Annotated in this window: 13 protein-coding genes; 11 read left to right on the top strand and 2 right to left on the bottom strand. The window is 43.7% G+C overall.

The features are described 5' to 3' along the window. Window positions 1-56: 56 nt before the first annotated feature. Window positions 57-1,277 carry a helix-turn-helix transcriptional regulator gene (locus ACHAL6_RS07365; protein ID WP_395269712.1) on the bottom strand — a complete coding sequence of 407 codons (1,221 nt, stop codon included), beginning with the start codon at window positions 1,275-1,277 and terminating at the stop codon, window positions 57-59. A gap of 246 nt (window positions 1,278-1,523) precedes the next feature. Here ACHAL6_RS07365 and ACHAL6_RS07370 point away from each other — a divergent pair, with 246 nt between their 5' ends. The 11 genes from ACHAL6_RS07370 (at window position 1,524) to ACHAL6_RS07420 (ending at window position 14,940) form a co-directional block, all read left to right on the top strand. Then, the gene (locus ACHAL6_RS07370) at window positions 1,524-3,044 is read left to right on the top strand and encodes a sugar ABC transporter ATP-binding protein (RefSeq protein WP_242694069.1); all 1,521 of its coding nucleotides are present in this window, start codon (window positions 1,524-1,526) and stop codon (window positions 3,042-3,044) included. 9 nt (window positions 3,045-3,053) lie between these two features. Continuing rightward, window positions 3,054-4,013 (top strand): ABC transporter permease, encoded by a 960-nt coding sequence (locus tag ACHAL6_RS07375; RefSeq protein ID WP_207599379.1) that lies wholly within the window; start codon window positions 3,054-3,056, stop codon window positions 4,011-4,013. A gap of 17 nt (window positions 4,014-4,030) precedes the next feature. Further along, window positions 4,031-5,305 carry a hypothetical protein gene (locus ACHAL6_RS07380; protein ID WP_207599380.1) on the top strand — a complete coding sequence of 425 codons (1,275 nt, stop codon included), beginning with the start codon at window positions 4,031-4,033 and terminating at the stop codon, window positions 5,303-5,305. Window positions 5,306-5,406: 101 nt separating this feature from the next. Further along, window positions 5,407-6,681, top strand: a complete 1,275-nt coding sequence (locus tag ACHAL6_RS07385; RefSeq protein ID WP_207599380.1) for a hypothetical protein — start codon at window positions 5,407-5,409, stop codon at window positions 6,679-6,681. A gap of 26 nt (window positions 6,682-6,707) precedes the next feature. Continuing rightward, window positions 6,708-7,742: an ABC transporter permease gene (locus tag ACHAL6_RS07390; RefSeq protein ID WP_207599381.1), complete on the top strand. Its 1,035-nt coding sequence runs from the start codon at window positions 6,708-6,710 to the stop codon at window positions 7,740-7,742. Further along, window positions 7,739-9,493 carry a glycoside hydrolase family 3 protein gene (locus ACHAL6_RS07395; protein WP_395269713.1) on the top strand — a complete coding sequence of 585 codons (1,755 nt, stop codon included), beginning with the start codon at window positions 7,739-7,741 and terminating at the stop codon, window positions 9,491-9,493. The genes ACHAL6_RS07390 and ACHAL6_RS07395 overlap by 4 nt, the downstream gene beginning before the upstream one ends. Further along, window positions 9,494-10,333 (top strand): HAD family hydrolase, encoded by an 840-nt coding sequence (locus tag ACHAL6_RS07400; protein ID WP_207599383.1) that lies wholly within the window; start codon window positions 9,494-9,496, stop codon window positions 10,331-10,333. A 129-nt stretch (window positions 10,334-10,462) separates the two neighbouring features. After that, the gene (locus tag ACHAL6_RS07405; RefSeq protein ID WP_395269715.1) at window positions 10,463-12,676 is read left to right on the top strand and encodes a glycoside hydrolase family 2 protein; all 2,214 of its coding nucleotides are present in this window, start codon (window positions 10,463-10,465) and stop codon (window positions 12,674-12,676) included. A 56-nt stretch (window positions 12,677-12,732) separates the two neighbouring features. Further along, window positions 12,733-14,199 carry a beta-xylosidase gene (locus tag ACHAL6_RS07410; protein WP_207599385.1) on the top strand — a complete coding sequence of 489 codons (1,467 nt, stop codon included), beginning with the start codon at window positions 12,733-12,735 and terminating at the stop codon, window positions 14,197-14,199. Between the two features lie 85 nt (window positions 14,200-14,284). Then, window positions 14,285-14,524, top strand: coding sequence for a sulfatase-like hydrolase/transferase (locus ACHAL6_RS07415; protein WP_207599386.1), 240 nt, complete (start codon window positions 14,285-14,287; stop codon window positions 14,522-14,524). A gap of 62 nt (window positions 14,525-14,586) precedes the next feature. After that, window positions 14,587-14,940 (top strand): SPASM domain-containing protein, encoded by a 354-nt coding sequence (locus ACHAL6_RS07420; RefSeq protein WP_395269778.1) that lies wholly within the window; start codon window positions 14,587-14,589, stop codon window positions 14,938-14,940. 420 nt (window positions 14,941-15,360) lie between these two features. On the opposite strand, the gene ACHAL6_RS07425 is transcribed toward ACHAL6_RS07420, so the two are convergent. Continuing rightward, entirely contained in the window at window positions 15,361-15,969 is a 609-nt protein-coding gene (locus ACHAL6_RS07425) for a TetR/AcrR family transcriptional regulator (protein WP_395269716.1), read from the bottom strand. Window positions 15,970-16,129: the final 160 nt, after the last annotated feature.

Raw genomic sequence — 16,129 nt, forward strand, 5'->3', positions numbered from 1 at the left:
ATGTTCAGATTATTCAAAGCAAACTGCTGAAAAATAGAAGATATTATGCACCAAACCTATATCTTCTCCAGGTAGGCATTGTTTCGGAAATCCGTCGGCGCAACACCCACTTCTTTCTTAAAAACCTTCGTGAAGTAATTATGGTCATAGATACCCACGTGGATTGCAATATCCTGTATGGAAAGGGAGCTGGTGTTCAGCAGGTTTTTTGCTCTTTCAATTCTTAGCTTGTTGATGTATTTGATAATGGTTGTGCCAACCTCTTTTTTAAAGAGATTGGAAAGGTAGGGCACGGAAACGTTGTATTTTTCCGCTAAATCAGAAAGGCTGATTTTTGCATCCAGATTGAAATCGATGAAATACAGGGTCTGCCTTACACAATGGGAATACTGCCTGGTGGATTTTGTCTTCACAAGAAGACAGTATTCCCGAATCATTTTCTCATATAATTGGTCTAACGCTGTCTCACTAAGGGCGTTTTCAATGTAGTTCACAAACTTGCTTGAGATCTCGTGTAGAAATATCGGATGAATCTCATTGGGTTCAATGGCTTTTCTGAAGAGAGTATTTGCTGTGATAAGCAATGATTTCTGCTCTCTTAAAGTGCTTGTCAATCGAGGTTCAAAGGGTGCACTGATGAACTTTCTTGCGGACTCCAATGCGGCTTTGCGGTCTCCTGCTGATATATGCTGCAGAAGCTCTTTCTCAGTGCGGTACCTCAGCTCTACTTTTCTGGAGTAGGCATCAAAATCAGTTTTTGGCTGATATAGTATTCCTGATTTTGACACATTGGACAGGTCATGGTACTGAACAGAAAAAGGCGTGGCATCGGGATTGATGTAGTTCACGATATTACCAATGGTGGAGATGATCTGGAGATTGGTGTTAATGACGGGTATACCATAAATGAAACTTTTCAAGTGCTGCACATTTGAAATGGTAAGATTGTGCTGCTCTGTTAAATCGTGCCAGTATTTGTCATCGACGGTTTTATTAAAATATGGTCCGATGGTAATGAGCTCATTTTTGTCCTCATAAGGATAGAAAAAAATATAGTTCAGCATATAAGAGTCGGTGACAATGTGAAATGTATAATGGTCCATTTCCTTGATAAAGCCACGAACATCATCATAAAGATCATGAGATCTCTCCAGACTATCCCGAAGATAAAGGTCAAATGCTGGTAAATCATTATAAGGCTCAAGAAAATAATGCATGTCCAGTTTCAATGTGTCTTTTAGTAGCTTGGTTATGAAATCTAGTGTTCTGCTGATCATAGGATACTCCTTTATTACGAAACTGACCTTGATTAAAGAATTGCGATTAAGTATATCTTCTTCGAGTGAAAATATAGTTATTTGAAGAAATTATAACTAAGACACAGGAATTAATCAACGAAAACATGCAATTTCATGCAATTACTTTAAAATAATACTAATACCAAAGTTTTTTTTTCTAACTGAATAGAAAAAAACGTGATACATTGATTATGTTAACGAATACAGGGGAGGAACGTGTATGTTATGGAAATGGTAAAGCGTGACGATTTCAATGATCGGTTTATTCAAGTCAGCAATGTATCCAAGCATTTTGGCGTAACCGTTGCATTGAACGAAGTATCCTTCACCGTGCCAAAAGGCTTGGTGTGCGGACTCGTTGGAGAAAATGGAAGTGGAAAATCCACATTTGCATCTATACTTGCAGGGATTACACAAGAGACAAGTGGAGAGATTTTTCTGGATGGTCAGAAGTGGAAGCCCGGGAATGTGCTGGAAGCACAGAAGAACGGAGTGGCTATGATTGTTCAGGAAACAGGAACCATTGAGAATATTACTGTGGCAGAGAATATATTCTTAGGTCAAGAAATGCTGTTTTCAAAAGGAATATTCATCAGCCGAAAGAAGATGTTTGTGGCTGCTCAGAAAATACTGGATGAACTGAAGATCACTTCATTCAATTCTGAAACCCCTACATCCAAGCTGGATCTTCAGGATCGCAAACTGGTTGAGATCGCCAAAGCAATGTACTGGAATCCTAAAGTGTTTATAGTAGATGAGACAACAACGGCCTTATCCCATATTGGGCGTGAACTCCTCTATGCGCTGATGAAGAATCTGACATCAAAGGGGACAACGGTTCTTTTTATCAGTCATGACCTGGAAGAGCTCATGGAACAGTGTGACATCATTCATATCCTTCGTGATGGGGATTTCATTGGAACGCTAGAGAAAAATGAGTTCGATGCAGACCGCATGAAAGAAATGATGATCGGACGAAATCTTGAAGGAGACTACTATCATGCAGATGAGGAAGGCTATGCAGACGAAGTGGTTCTACGGGCGGATCAGATTACTACGCTGGAGGATTTGCTTTGTTTCAGTGTAGAGCTTCATCGAGGTGAGGTGCTGGGCATCGGAGGATTATCGGATTGTGGCATGCACACTCTGGGGAAAGCCTTATTCGGTGCGGAGAAAGTATTGGATGGAAAAGTAACTCTGTCAGATGGCACTGTCATTGACAATACGAAGAAAGCAGTCAAGCATAAAATGGCTTACCTTTCGAAAAATCGAGACCGTGAGTCTCTGGCTCTGAATGCCACTGTGAAGGAAAATATTGTCAGTATTGCCCATGATATCAATAAAGTTTTCGGACCCATCCTGTCATTCAGGAAAGAGTCCCAATATGCAAAAAAACAGATCGAAGACCTGTCTATCAAATGTGCATCAGAGGCTCATCTAGTGAGTACACTATCCGGTGGGAACAAGCAGAAAATTGTTTTTGGGAAATGGATTGGCGTTGACTCCGATATTCTCATCATGGACTGTCCCACACGAGGTGTGGATATCGGGGTTAAAGCAGCGATGTACAAACTGATCTATGAAATGAAGAAAAGCGGAAAGGCCATTCTACTGATCAGTGAGGAGCTTCCGGAACTGATAGGGATGAGTGATCGGATCATCATCATGAAAGACGGCGAAATCAGTGCTGAGATTCCCAGGAGTGAAGGATTCAGCGAACATAAACTGATAGATGCCATGTTGTAGGAGGAAGAAATGAAGGAGAAATTAAAACGGTTAAATGAACAGCAATTCTTCATTCGTCTGATGCCGATCTTTCTGTTGGCTGTCATGGCCATTGGATTCAATATCGCTACGGATGGAAAATTTGGAGATGTTCGAAATCTCAAACTCATCGTCACCCAGGCGATAATCATTGGTACGGTGGCAACTGGTGCGGTGTTTATATTTGGAACGGGGAATGTGAGTATTGCTCTTGGAGCTACCACTGCAATAACAGCTGCCATCATGAGTAAGGCATACCTTGCAACAGAATCCGTGCCTGTGATGATTCTTTCTGCGATTGTTGTCGCTACATTGATTATGGTAGCAACAGCAGTACTGAGTACAGTGCTGAAAGTTTCTGTCATGTTTGTATCTATAGTGGTCATGGTTCTATTCCAGGCAATTTTGCAGACAATACTGGGTGCTGGAACCTTAACACTGCCCTATGAGATGACATCGGCGCTTACCAGTGCGAATTTTCATTACATAGCCTTTGCGGCTTACTTCATTCTGTGTGCGGTGCTCTTTCACTTTACTGGAATCGGACGTTCCATAAAGTTTCTAGGATCAAATAAGATCTGTGCTGAGCAGAGCGGAATTTTCATGAACAAGTACCTGATGATTGCTTTCGCTGTATCGGGTATAGGAATCGGTCTTGCGGCCATCATGACGGGCATCAGAACGGGTACCATAGGTGTTGGAACGGCTTCAAGCCTTAATATGGATGTAGTGCTAGCCATTGTCCTCGGAGGCATGTCTGTGTTTGGCGGAACAAGATCTTATATCTATGCAGGAGCCCTTGGGGCGGTTACTGTCACACTCTTAAACAATGGATTACTTATGGTAGGTATCAGTCCAACAGTTCTTCAACTGGTCAGAGGAATATTCTTTCTGACATTTATCTTTGCAGGTCAGAAACGGCCGGATCGATTACCAGACAACGAAATATAAATATTGGGGGAATTGAAATGAAAAAGAAAATTGCATTATTACTGGCAGCCATGATGATGGTGGTAGGCCTTGCAGGCTGTGGGAGTAAAGAGACGCCGGAACCGTCTGCTCCTTCCTCACCGGAAGCAGGAAATGAGACACCTGCTCCATCAGAAGAAGAGAACATCACCATCGCTGTAGCCTGGAATGCCATCGATGCAACAACTCAGACGAGAATGACCTATCTGGAGGATCATCTGGGACCTGCGCTGGGCATTGACTTCATCTTTTCGGAGGCCATTTCTGATACAGCGCAGCTCATGACGTTCCTTGAGAACTCTTACGCAGCTGGCGCTGACGGGTTACTTTCTCTTATTACAGACGGGACGGAGCAGCTGGTATCCAAAGCAGACGAGCTTGGTGTGTATACCGCAGTGGTATCTTCCACGCTCTACGAAGAAGTAGCCGCAGTTCCGACCTACATGGGCATTACCGGAATTGATTTAAGCAAGGTTGCAGATGCCTATGGTGAACTGATGGATGCGCAGTTTGATTCTGCTGAACCTGCGAATTTCATTGTGATTTCCGGTGGTTCCGCCATGGGCGTTGCATCTCATCGTGAAGCAACAAAATCCATGCTCAAAACATTTCAGACGAAATTTGATTTGACTTATGATGCGGACATCACAGAACTTGCCACACTGAATGCCACCACGGAGATCAGCACGGGTAATGAGGAAGTGAAGATTACTATCGTGCCAGGATTCCCCAATATGGACGGATATGTCTCTGGTGTTTCAGGACTGCTGCAGACAGGAGATTATGATGCCATCGTCTCTGTGTATCCTACAGCTGAAACCTTCGGCACCGCCATCGACGAAGTGGAAAAAGCACTGGGCAAGAATGTCAAGCTTCTTTGTCAGGCAAACTTTGGAGAAAATACCAAGAAGGCATTTAGCACCTTGGACTCCACAGGAAACCCTACACTGGATGGGGCTGTCATCAACTCCGGATCCGCTTCGGATGCTTATGGTGTAGTCCTTCTCTATAACGGCATCACTGGACATGGGGATGCCTTCAAGCCGGAAGGCAAGGCCATCACCATGGCGCCAGGACCACTTGTTGCCAGTGGCGCAGAAGCATACGGCAAACTGGAGCAGCTGGATACCAGCGATGAGATGTATGTGTACACCTCCGATGAGATCAAAACCCTTCTGAAAAAATATAACGATGCTGCAGATTATGATCTGCTTATGGAAACAAGCCGAAACTTCACCACGGAAAATATTCTGGAAAGACGTGGACTGAAGTAGAGTGCAAAAAAAGGGAAGGAATCTACAACTGGAGATTCTTCCTCTAAGAATCATTGGAACATGACACTGAGGCAAAGAATAAAAATACTGGGGGAAATGAAATGAAAAAGAAAATTGCATTATTACTGGCAGCCATGATGATGGTGGTAGGCCTTGCAGGCTGTGGGAGTAAAGAGACGCCGGAACCGTCTGCTCCTTCCTCACCGGAAGCAGGAAATGAGACACCTGCTCCATCAGAAGAAGAGAACATCACCATCGCTGTAGCCTGGAATGCCATCGATGCAACAACTCAGACGAGAATGACCTATCTGGAGGATCATCTGGGACCTGCGCTGGGCATTGACTTCATCTTTTCGGAGGCCATTTCTGATACAGCGCAGCTCATGACGTTCCTTGAGAACTCTTACGCAGCTGGCGCTGACGGGTTACTTTCTCTTATTACAGACGGGACGGAGCAGCTGGTATCCAAAGCAGACGAGCTTGGTGTGTATACCGCAGTGGTATCTTCCACGCTCTACGAAGAAGTAGCCGCAGTTCCGACCTACATGGGCATTACCGGAATTGATTTAAGCAAGGTTGCAGATGCCTATGGTGAACTGATGGATGCGCAGTTTGATTCTGCTGAACCTGCGAATTTCATTGTGATTTCCGGTGGTTCCGCCATGGGCGTTGCATCTCATCGTGAAGCAACAAAATCCATGCTCAAAACATTTCAGACGAAATTTGATTTGACTTATGATGCGGACATCACAGAACTTGCCACACTGAATGCCACCACGGAGATCAGCACGGGTAATGAGGAAGTGAAGATTACTATCGTGCCAGGATTCCCCAATATGGACGGATATGTCTCTGGTGTTTCAGGACTGCTGCAGACAGGAGATTATGATGCCATCGTCTCTGTGTATCCTACAGCTGAAACCTTCGGCACCGCCATCGACGAAGTGGAAAAAGCACTGGGCAAGAATGTCAAGCTTCTTTGTCAGGCAAACTTTGGAGAAAATACCAAGAAGGCATTTAGCACCTTGGACTCCACAGGAAACCCTACACTGGATGGGGCTGTCATCAACTCCGGATCCGCTTCGGATGCTTATGGTGTAGTCCTTCTCTATAACGGCATCACTGGACATGGGGATGCCTTCAAGCCGGAAGGCAAGGCCATCACCATGGCGCCAGGACCACTTGTTGCCAGTGGCGCAGAAGCATACGGCAAACTGGAGCAGCTGGATACCAGCGATGAGATGTATGTGTACACCTCCGATGAGATCAAAACCCTTCTGAAAAAATATAACGATGCTGCAGACTATGATCTGCTTATGGAAACAAGCCGAAACTTCACCACGGAAAACATTCTGGAAAGACGTGGACTGAAGTAAGACGGTAGTGTAAAGGAGAACTGCAATTGAATGTTAAACAATTCGTCAATAAGGCCATCTATTTAATTTCAGTACCACTGGCTGTTGGTCTTTTCATGGAACTGCTGGTGTATGCACAGACTGGAGGCCATCTGGTTTCTTCGGTGCTGGACCTCCGGAACTTAGTACGAGATCTCGGAGTCACAGCGGTTATCGCTTTTGCCTTGTCTTTAAATCTAGGCAGTGGAAGATTTGATTTATCTTTAGGAGCTCAGAGACTTGTAGCCACCATCATTGGTGGCAACATCGCTGTGAGTCTTGGCTTTAATGGCATTGGACTGCTTATCATGGCAATTCTCATGGGACTCCTGGCAGGATTTGGTGTTGGGATGGTGTTTAGTGTCTTCAGGGTCCCACCTGTGATACTAGGTCTTGGCATGGCCATGATCTATGAAAGCCTGGCTTTTGCAGGTTCTGATGGAAAAGGGCTACAGCTCTTTGGTGTTCCTGATATCGAAATGCTTGTGAACCCAAACTTTACCCTGCTGGTTCTTGGGCTGGGCACACTGTTTGTTTTTATCCTATTCACATTCACAAAGTTCAGATATGAGATGCAAGCGATGAGAGGCTCTCAGAAGATCGCGAAGACATCTGGAATCAATGTGTTCAGACATGTTGTGATCTGTTACACATTGGCCGGGGGACTGGTTGCGATTTCAGGAGTGTTCAGTGCTTCTTTCACTGGAGCTCTTGCACCGATGCTCGGCATGACCAGCAACAGTGCAGTGATCGCCATGACTTTCCCGATGTTTCTCGGGACTTATCTGGCACGAAGAACGAACATCGCCGTGGGGATCATCAGTGCTTCTTTGACCATAAAGCTCTTTGGTATTGGAATGGTAGCATTAAAAGTCTCCAACTCACTGAATACCGTCATCAATATGCTGGTGTTCATCGGATTCCTTGCTTTTTTAGCCAATGAAAGGATTCCTGCTTTACGAAGGAGACAAAGAGCACGCATTAAGGAAGCGAAGGAAAAAAGAATAGAACTTGAAAGCGTTACAAATGTAGGGAGATTATGATGGTCAATTTAAGAACGAAACCATATCTGCTCAGTGAAGAAAAAATCACTTGGGTCACAGAGACACTTTCTGGAATGTCTTTGGAAGAAAAAATAGGTCAGCTGTTTATTACGCTGAAGAGTAAACCTGGTGTTGATGAAAAAGAAATTGAAGAGACCTTGATGAAATATCACCAAGGTGGGTTGCGTTGGCAGGGAGGAGATATGGAAACAGTCCATCTCCAGAACACCACGTATCAGAAGCTCTCTACAGTACCACTGCTCATTGCTGCAAACTGTGATGAAGGTGGCAATGGATGTATACCTGAGAAAGGAACATTTGTAGCAACAGCTGCCCAGGCTGCAGCCCATGAGTCCCCTGATACTGCCTATCATATGGGACTGGTCTCCTCACGTGAAGCGACAAGCATCGGCTGCAACTGGCTGTTCAATCCGGTGGCAGATATCTACATGAACTGGAGAAACACCATTGTCAACACAAGATGTTTTGGCTCTGATGCAGATGTAGTTCTGAAAAACACCAGAGCATTCATCAAAGGCGTGAAAGATGGAAATCCCAACATGGCCTGCTGCATCAAGCATTTTCCAGGAGATGGTGTGGAGGAACTCGATCAGCATCTGGTATTCGGAATCAATAATCTGAGCGTAGATGAATGGAACGACACATTTGGCAAAGTATACAGAAATCTCATAGAGGATGGTGTTGAAACCATCATGGTAGGCCATATTGGGTTACCTGAAATGAGCAGAAAACTAAGACCGGGTATTAAAAATGAAGAAATCATGCCGGCCACCATCGCACCAGAGCTTCTAACAGATCTTCTCAGAGGAGAAATGGGATTTAATGGTCTGCTTCTTACAGACGCCACCCATATGATCGGACTTTCTGCAGTAAAGAGTAGAGAAGAGGCGCTGCCTCTGGCGGTGGCTGCAGGTTGTGATATGATCTTATTTGCAAATGATCTGGATGAGGACATGGCATTTATCAAGAATGGAATTGAAAAGAACATCCTGTCAGAAGAGCGCCTTAATGATGCGGTCACAAGAATTCTAGGGTTGAAAGCAAAGCTCAATCTGACCGATGAACGTGTGGCCATCCCTGAAAAAGAGCTTCTCTATACCAACGTGAATACAGAGGAGCATCAGAACTTCAGAAAACTGGCAGCAGAAAGATGCGTGACTCTGGTAAAGGATACGGCAAATCTGATTCCAGTGGATCCAGATAAGAGGAAGAAGGTCTGGCTGGTTTACGTACAGTCTGCGCCTACAAGCATTGCCTACAGACCAGACCCTCAACGACTTGTTATGGTGGAAGAGCTCGAAAGAGCTGGATTCCAGGTGGAACTGGCACCATGCTTTTATGATCTGGAAGCGGAAAATGGTCCAGGCATGATGAATTTTGTGAAGATGCTGAACAAAACCAGCAGAAAAGAGTTCAAAGAAAAGTACGATCTGGTTCTGGTCGTATTCAATATCAGCGGCTATGCTCAGGAAAATATTGTCCGCGTTAAGTGGAGTCAGCATCACAGTGTGGAACTGCCCTGGTATATCTCAGAAGTACCTACCATCGGTATCAGCCTGAATTATACAAATCATCTGATTGATATACCTCAGGTAAAGACATTCATCAACTCCTTTGGCAGTTCGAGAGATCATATCAGAGCCACCGTGGATAAACTCTGCGGGAAGTCCAGCTTCACTGGAGATGTTAAGGAACATTATTTCTGCAACAGGTGGGAAACGAGGTTATAAATGAGTACTTTTAAAGAAAACAGATACTTGGTCTGCATTGATTCTGATGGCTGCGCCATAGATTCCATGACGGTAAAACATGAAAAAGCCTTTGGACCTGCGTTGATTGAGATTTGGGATGTTCCTGATGAAAGGCATCAGGAGATCCTTACCCTGTGGAATCAACTGAATCTCTATACAAAAACCAGAGGAATCAACAGATTTCAGGGACTTTCTGCAATCTTATCCTACTACCCGGAGCTTTCCGATCCCATGGAACTTAAGAGCTTTACCGCATGGGTTGAAAATACGAAGGTTCTATCACCGGAATCCTTGCAGAAGGAATATGATAAAACCGGTCTCGAGATCTTATCCAAAGCCCTTGCGTGGTCTAGACGAGTGAATGTGCTTATAACTTCGCTGCCCTTGGCGCTTCCTTTTGAGGGAGTGAGAGAAGCAATGGTGCGAATCGGAGAGATGGCGGATATAGCTGTGGTATCTTCTGCGAACAAATCTGCGATTCAGGAGGAATGGGAGACGAGTGGATTATACAATCTGGTGCAGTATTTTTTTGCACAGAATGATGGAACCAAAAGTGAATGCATCAGAAAACTCATTGATTCAGGGTACAGGCATGAAAATAGCATCATGGTCGGAGATGCCATCGGTGATTATATAGCAGCCGAAAAAAACAACATCAGGTTTTATCCCATCATGGCTGGCAAGGAAACTTTTTCCTGGCAGGCATTTAAGGATAGATACTTCCAGATGTTCATGAATAGAGATTTTGATGAGCATATTCAAGCTGAACTTTTAAGAGCAATGGATGATAATCTAGCAGATTCCATAAGTAAATCTTAGAACATTGAAGGCGTATACGATACCAGGAGAGACAAGCAATCCATGCCTTGTCTCTTTCGTGTCAGTATAAAAGAATCTTCAGTTTTATGACAGATTTTGGTGGATGAGCATAGTCATACGGAGGTAATTATGAGAGAAATATATCCATTAAATACAGGATGGATGTTTGAAAAAGCAAATACAGTACTTGAGAATAATAGTTACATAATGTCATCCCACGAGGTGGTGAATCTGCCCCATACCTGGAATGCAGATGACAACAATGACAGGGGGAAGTATGTCTATCAGAGGAATTTCTCTTTGGGAAGTAAGCATGCGGACCAGGAGATATACATTGAATTTCTTGGAGCAAACTCCGTATGTCAGGTGTATCTAAACAGCACTTATCTTGGAGAGCATCGTGGAGGATATTCTACATTCCGATTCTGCATTACCCAGCTGGTAAGATGGTATGATGACAACGAATTGACCGTGTTTCTGGACAACAGTCCTACAGAAGATGTCTCACCCTTGGCGGGAGACTTCACGATCTACGGTGGACTTTACAGAGGTGTGAATCTGATCTGCACAGATAAAAACCATTTTGATCTGGGTTATTATGGCACCAGTGGCGTGATTCTTCGAAGCGAAGTGGATGAGAAAGAAAATGGAATCCTTCATCTGGAGCTGCATGCGAAATGTGATGAAGGTGTCAGGGTTCAGGTGTCGGTTCTTGATGAGAATCATGAAACCATAGAGACGAAAATTGCAGATGCATCAGAAAAACACATTTCAATGAAAGTGGAGAGACCAGACCTATGGCAGGGCAAAGAGAAGCCATGCCTGTATGAGCTGAAAGCAGAGCTTGTGGGAGAAGATACAGTTTATGATGAGGTCAGCCTGAAATTCGGATTCAGGGCGTGCTCTCTCCATGCAGAAAATGGTTTCTATCTCAATGGAAAACATCTGCGGATCAACGGTGTAGCAAAACACCAGGACTGTGAAGGCTATGGCAATGCGGTGACACCAGAGGTCATAAGAAGAGATTTTGATCTGATCAGAGAAATCGGTGCCAATGCTGTGAGACTCTCTCATTATCAGCATGATCAGCTCGTCTATGATCTCTGTGATCAGGAAGGATATGTTGTCTGGGCTGAAATTCCAATGATGTCCATGCCGGATTCACAAAGCGTTCTGGAAAACGCAGAAGAACAGCTGAAAGAGCTTGTACTGCAGAATTGTCATCATCCATCCGTATGTTTCTGGGGTATTCAGAATGAGATTGCCATGGGCGGGGAGTCCATCAGTATGTACAGATCTGTGGATGAACTGAATGATGCTGTGCATAAAATTCTGCCTAAGGCACTGACTGCCAGTGCCAACATGTACTATGTCAAAAATTCCAGCCAGCTGAATCAGATCACCGACATGACAGGATATAATCTCTATTACGGGTGGTACTATGGAGAGACGAAAGATCTTGAACTGTGGATTGAAGAGTTTCATAAAGATAACCCCCAGGTTCCGTTGGGGATTTCAGAATATGGTGCAGATGCCAACCTTGCCTTCCATTCTGAACGGCCGAAAGTGAAAGATTATACGGAAGAGTTTCAGAGTATCTATCATGAAGAGACCTACAGGATAATCAGCGACAAGCCTTATCTTTGGGGCAGTTTTCTCTGGAATATGTTTGATTTTGGCAGCGCTATACGAGATGAAGGTGGAACCAAGGGGAAAAACTGTAAGGGCCTGGTCACTTTTGACAGAAAAATTAGGAAGGATGCGTTTTATTTCTACAAGGCCAACTGGTCCAAGGAACCTTTTATCCATATCTGTGAAAAGCGGTTCATAAACCGGCATGAAGATTTGATGGATATTAAAGTTTATTCCAATTTATCTAAAGTTACAGTATCCGTCAATGGTGTTGAGATGGAACCAGTTTCTGGAAGTGTTGTATTCATCTTCAAGAATGTAGCTTTAAAGCCGGGGCAGAACATCATCAGAGCGTATCAGAATGGAGAGGAAGACCAGGTTGTCTTTGTGAAAGTAGAGGAGCCTGACCCTTCTTACGTCTTTGTAGATCCTCACCCGGAAATCAATGTGAAGAACTGGTTTACTCAGGAACAGGGTGAGGTGGATGTTTTTCCAGAGAACTTCTTTTCCATCCTGGATTCATTAGACACCTTAATGGCCAACGAGGCAGCCTGGAATATTGTGAAAAAGTTCGCGCCGAAACTTGCCGAACGTGCTGTGCCTGGAGCGGTTACCCTACTCTGGGTCTGTAATAAAATGAAAAGCGTTCTCTCGGAAGAAACGGTGAAGAAAATGAATGGTGAACTTATCAGAATCCCTAAAGAACAATAATTTTTCACATTCTAAAATAATTCTATATAAGGACAGAATGGAAAGGCAGGAGAAAAATGATCAGATTTACATTACATAGTGACCAGCTACATCCATTTCCGCACTACTGGGAACATTGCATCGGCAGCTGCAATGCTTATACGGCACTGAGAGAGGATTACAGAACACAGCTGAAGCGGGCTCACGACGAACTGGGGTTTCAATATGTACGGTTTCATGGCATTTTCGATGATCGGATGAGTACACTTCTCATGAAAAAAGATCATCAGGGCAATGAATACGGACTTGTATATAATTTTACCAACATCGATAATATTTTTGATTTTCTTCTCAGGATTGACATGAAACCTTTTATTGAGTTGGGCTTTATGCCTTCTGCCATTGCCCGAGGTGACAAAACGATTTTTCATTATAAAGCAAATATCACTCCGCCAAAATCTTATGAGATGTGGGGGGAGCTTGTTCGAAGATTCGTGGAGCATCTTGTGGACCGCTACGGGATTGAAGAAGTTAAAAGTTGGTTTTTTGAGGTCTGGAATGAACCGAATCTGTTCTTCTTTTTCGATGGAACGAAGGATGAGTATTTTAAACTCTACGAAGTTTCAGCAAGGACGATCAAAGAAGTCCATCCTGAGCTGAAAGTCGGTGGCCCAGCTACCTCCTGTAATTCCTGGATCAAGGATACGGTGGATTTTTGCAGCGTTCATGATGTTCCCCTGGATTTCATTACAACCCATCATTACCCTACAGATGATCCTCTCTGGAAATCAGGCATGGATATCATGGATTTTTTTCAGTCGGACTTGGCTGGAAACCGCACCTATGAACGTGGTGTACTGACGAAGATGGCAAAAAGGGTTCGTGAAGAAGCTGGCGACTATCCGGTGTACTTCACAGAGTGGAACACCTCTGCCATGCAAGGTGATGCGAAGCGGGATGAACCCTTTGCCGCTGCCATGATTGCCAAGACACTGGCGGATCAGGATGGACTGGTTCAAGGATATTCTTATTGGACCTTCTCGGATATTTTTGAAGAGAGCGGACAGCTGCCAGGGGCCTTTCATGGTGGATTCGGACTGCAGACCTGCTATGGGATTGCAAAGCCATCCCATAGAGTCTTTCAGCTGTTTCATGGACTCGGAGATCGGAGAGTGGGGATTTCTTCAGATGTTTCACATGCCACAGTGGAGGCAATTGCAGCAAAAACAGATTCAGGGTACCGAATCATTTTCTATAATCATACGATTCCAGGAGAAGCGATTCGTGAGGAGACGATATCTTTAATGGCTGTATCAGTTTGCACCCTGAAAAATGTGGTTGTGTATCGAATCGATGAGAATCATGCAAATCCCAAAAAGCTCTGGGTGAAGCTTGGAGAACCGGAGTATCTGAAAGAGAGAGAGCTTCAGCTTCTTCATGGGGAATCCGAGCTCATTCCTGAAATCATGGAGATGGATTCGGAGCTGATACTGAGTATTCCTGCACATAGTGTCATTGCGGTAGATCTGAAGTGTAAAAACTGATACCAGGGTGACAATAATCGGATAATAAAGGATATGTTATGTAGCTATCAGAAATACAGTTTTATATACAGGTAAGGAGGCAAAAATGAAGAAACCGCATATCATTATATTTAATCCAGATCAGATGCGAAGTGACAGTATGGGGCATCTTGGGAATATCGCAGCAAAAACTCCGTTTTTAGACCGTTTTGCATCCGAGGAAGGTATCTCTTTCAGAAACACTTTTTGTCAGAATACGGTTTGTGTCCCCAGCCGTGCAAGTTTTACAACAGGCTTATATCCGCATGTGCACGGGCACAGAACCATGAACAGAATATACCTGTGAGTGTCAGAATGTTTGATAATCTGATCCAGATCATTCTTGGTTATTCCCCTGAGAGCTGTGATATGGCGGGGGTATGTTCTGTGAATACAGTCATAGAAGCTGATGGCTCTATGTATCCCTGTGACTTTTATGTGCTGGATCAGTGGAATCTGGGCAATATTACACAGGATGATTTTTCATCGCTGAAGAAGAAGGATCGAGCTCTTCAGTTCGTGAATGAATCCTATCCTAAAAATAAGGAGTGTGTAAGCTGCAGTTACTTGAAGCTGTGCAGATCAGGGTGCAAGCGCCATTATGTTCAAAATGGAACAATCAGTCAGAATTACTTCTGCAGTTCATACAAGGAGTTTTACAGTCATGCTTATGAAAGGCTGAGAGAAATAGCACAACTCGTGAGATACTACAAAAAAATCTAAGTGTTGCACAAACCACTGGATGGAGACATTTTGATACAAGGTGACGTCTCATATTCAGGTATAATCAAGCAATCTGATGAAGAAAAGCGGTTTTCCGAAGTGAAGGAGAATCGCTTTTCAGATAGGCGTGTTTCGTATGATACAGGTTTATACTTTTCAGCACTTCCTTCAGAGCTTCAGTTCTAGCATCATTTGTTATAGCTAATTTCAATGGCTAGAAGTTGATTGAGCTGCCTACCCTTTCTATTGACAGATCTATTATTCTTAAGACCATTTTAGAAGAACAGAAAGAGACCCTTCCAATCTCATGTTTACTAGAGATATCGGATGGGTCTCTTTTCAAATGATTTTATAGCAGTGTGATGGTTTCTCGATTGGAAGGGAATATAAAGTGAGTGAGTATGTTGGACCCGTAATAAACTACCTCATGGCATTCAAATGCTTAGGCAGATCCCCAATCATTTTTATTACAACATCAATATACCCACTGCGCCTGTCCTGATCCAGTAAATAGTGATCGGTTTTATCTTCAGCGACGATTCTCTCCAGTGGATGGACAATACTTGCAATTAGAATCGTGTGTGGCACTTCAATGTCTTCAGGACTAAGTTTAAAAGCTCTTGCGAGAACCTGATCCAGAAGCTGATTCATGTTCTCTGTCACACGAACAATTTCTTTAAATAATGAATCCGGGTTCTTTGCTATCCGGGCTTCCTTCGAGAGGATGGTGATCCCTGGGAACCGGATGCAGTAGTCCATGACACGTTCTGAGAAAGCTTTCAGCTTTTCCATGTCAGTGAGTGTGTCATCTTCTAGAGGCTCGATGGTGGACTCTACATTTTCGATATAGAACTCTTTCGTTTTGTTGATGAGCTCTTCTTTGGAGCGAAAATAGTAATTGATGGAAGCCACGTTCACATCAGCTTCTTTTGCGATGGCACGTACAGGCACGCTTATGGTGCCTGTTTTTCCAATAAGGTACAAGGTTCTATCTAGTATTTTTTCTTCTACACTGTTGAGTTCTCTCATGGCGGCTCCTTTGAAAGTTCTTGTTTTGTTATTAGTATAGCATGATTTTCTTCAGTATATTTGAAAGGTCTTCTTCAGTACTTAAAAATAGTATTTGGATATCGATCAAGGGGAGAATAAAGCAGATGTTCCATTGAAATCGAGATAGAAATAAAAAAAG

Origin of the sequence: Proteiniclasticum sp. C24MP (genome assembly GCF_043951855.1) — a bacterium.
Lineage (GTDB): Bacteria > Bacillota > Clostridia > Clostridiales > Clostridiaceae > Proteiniclasticum.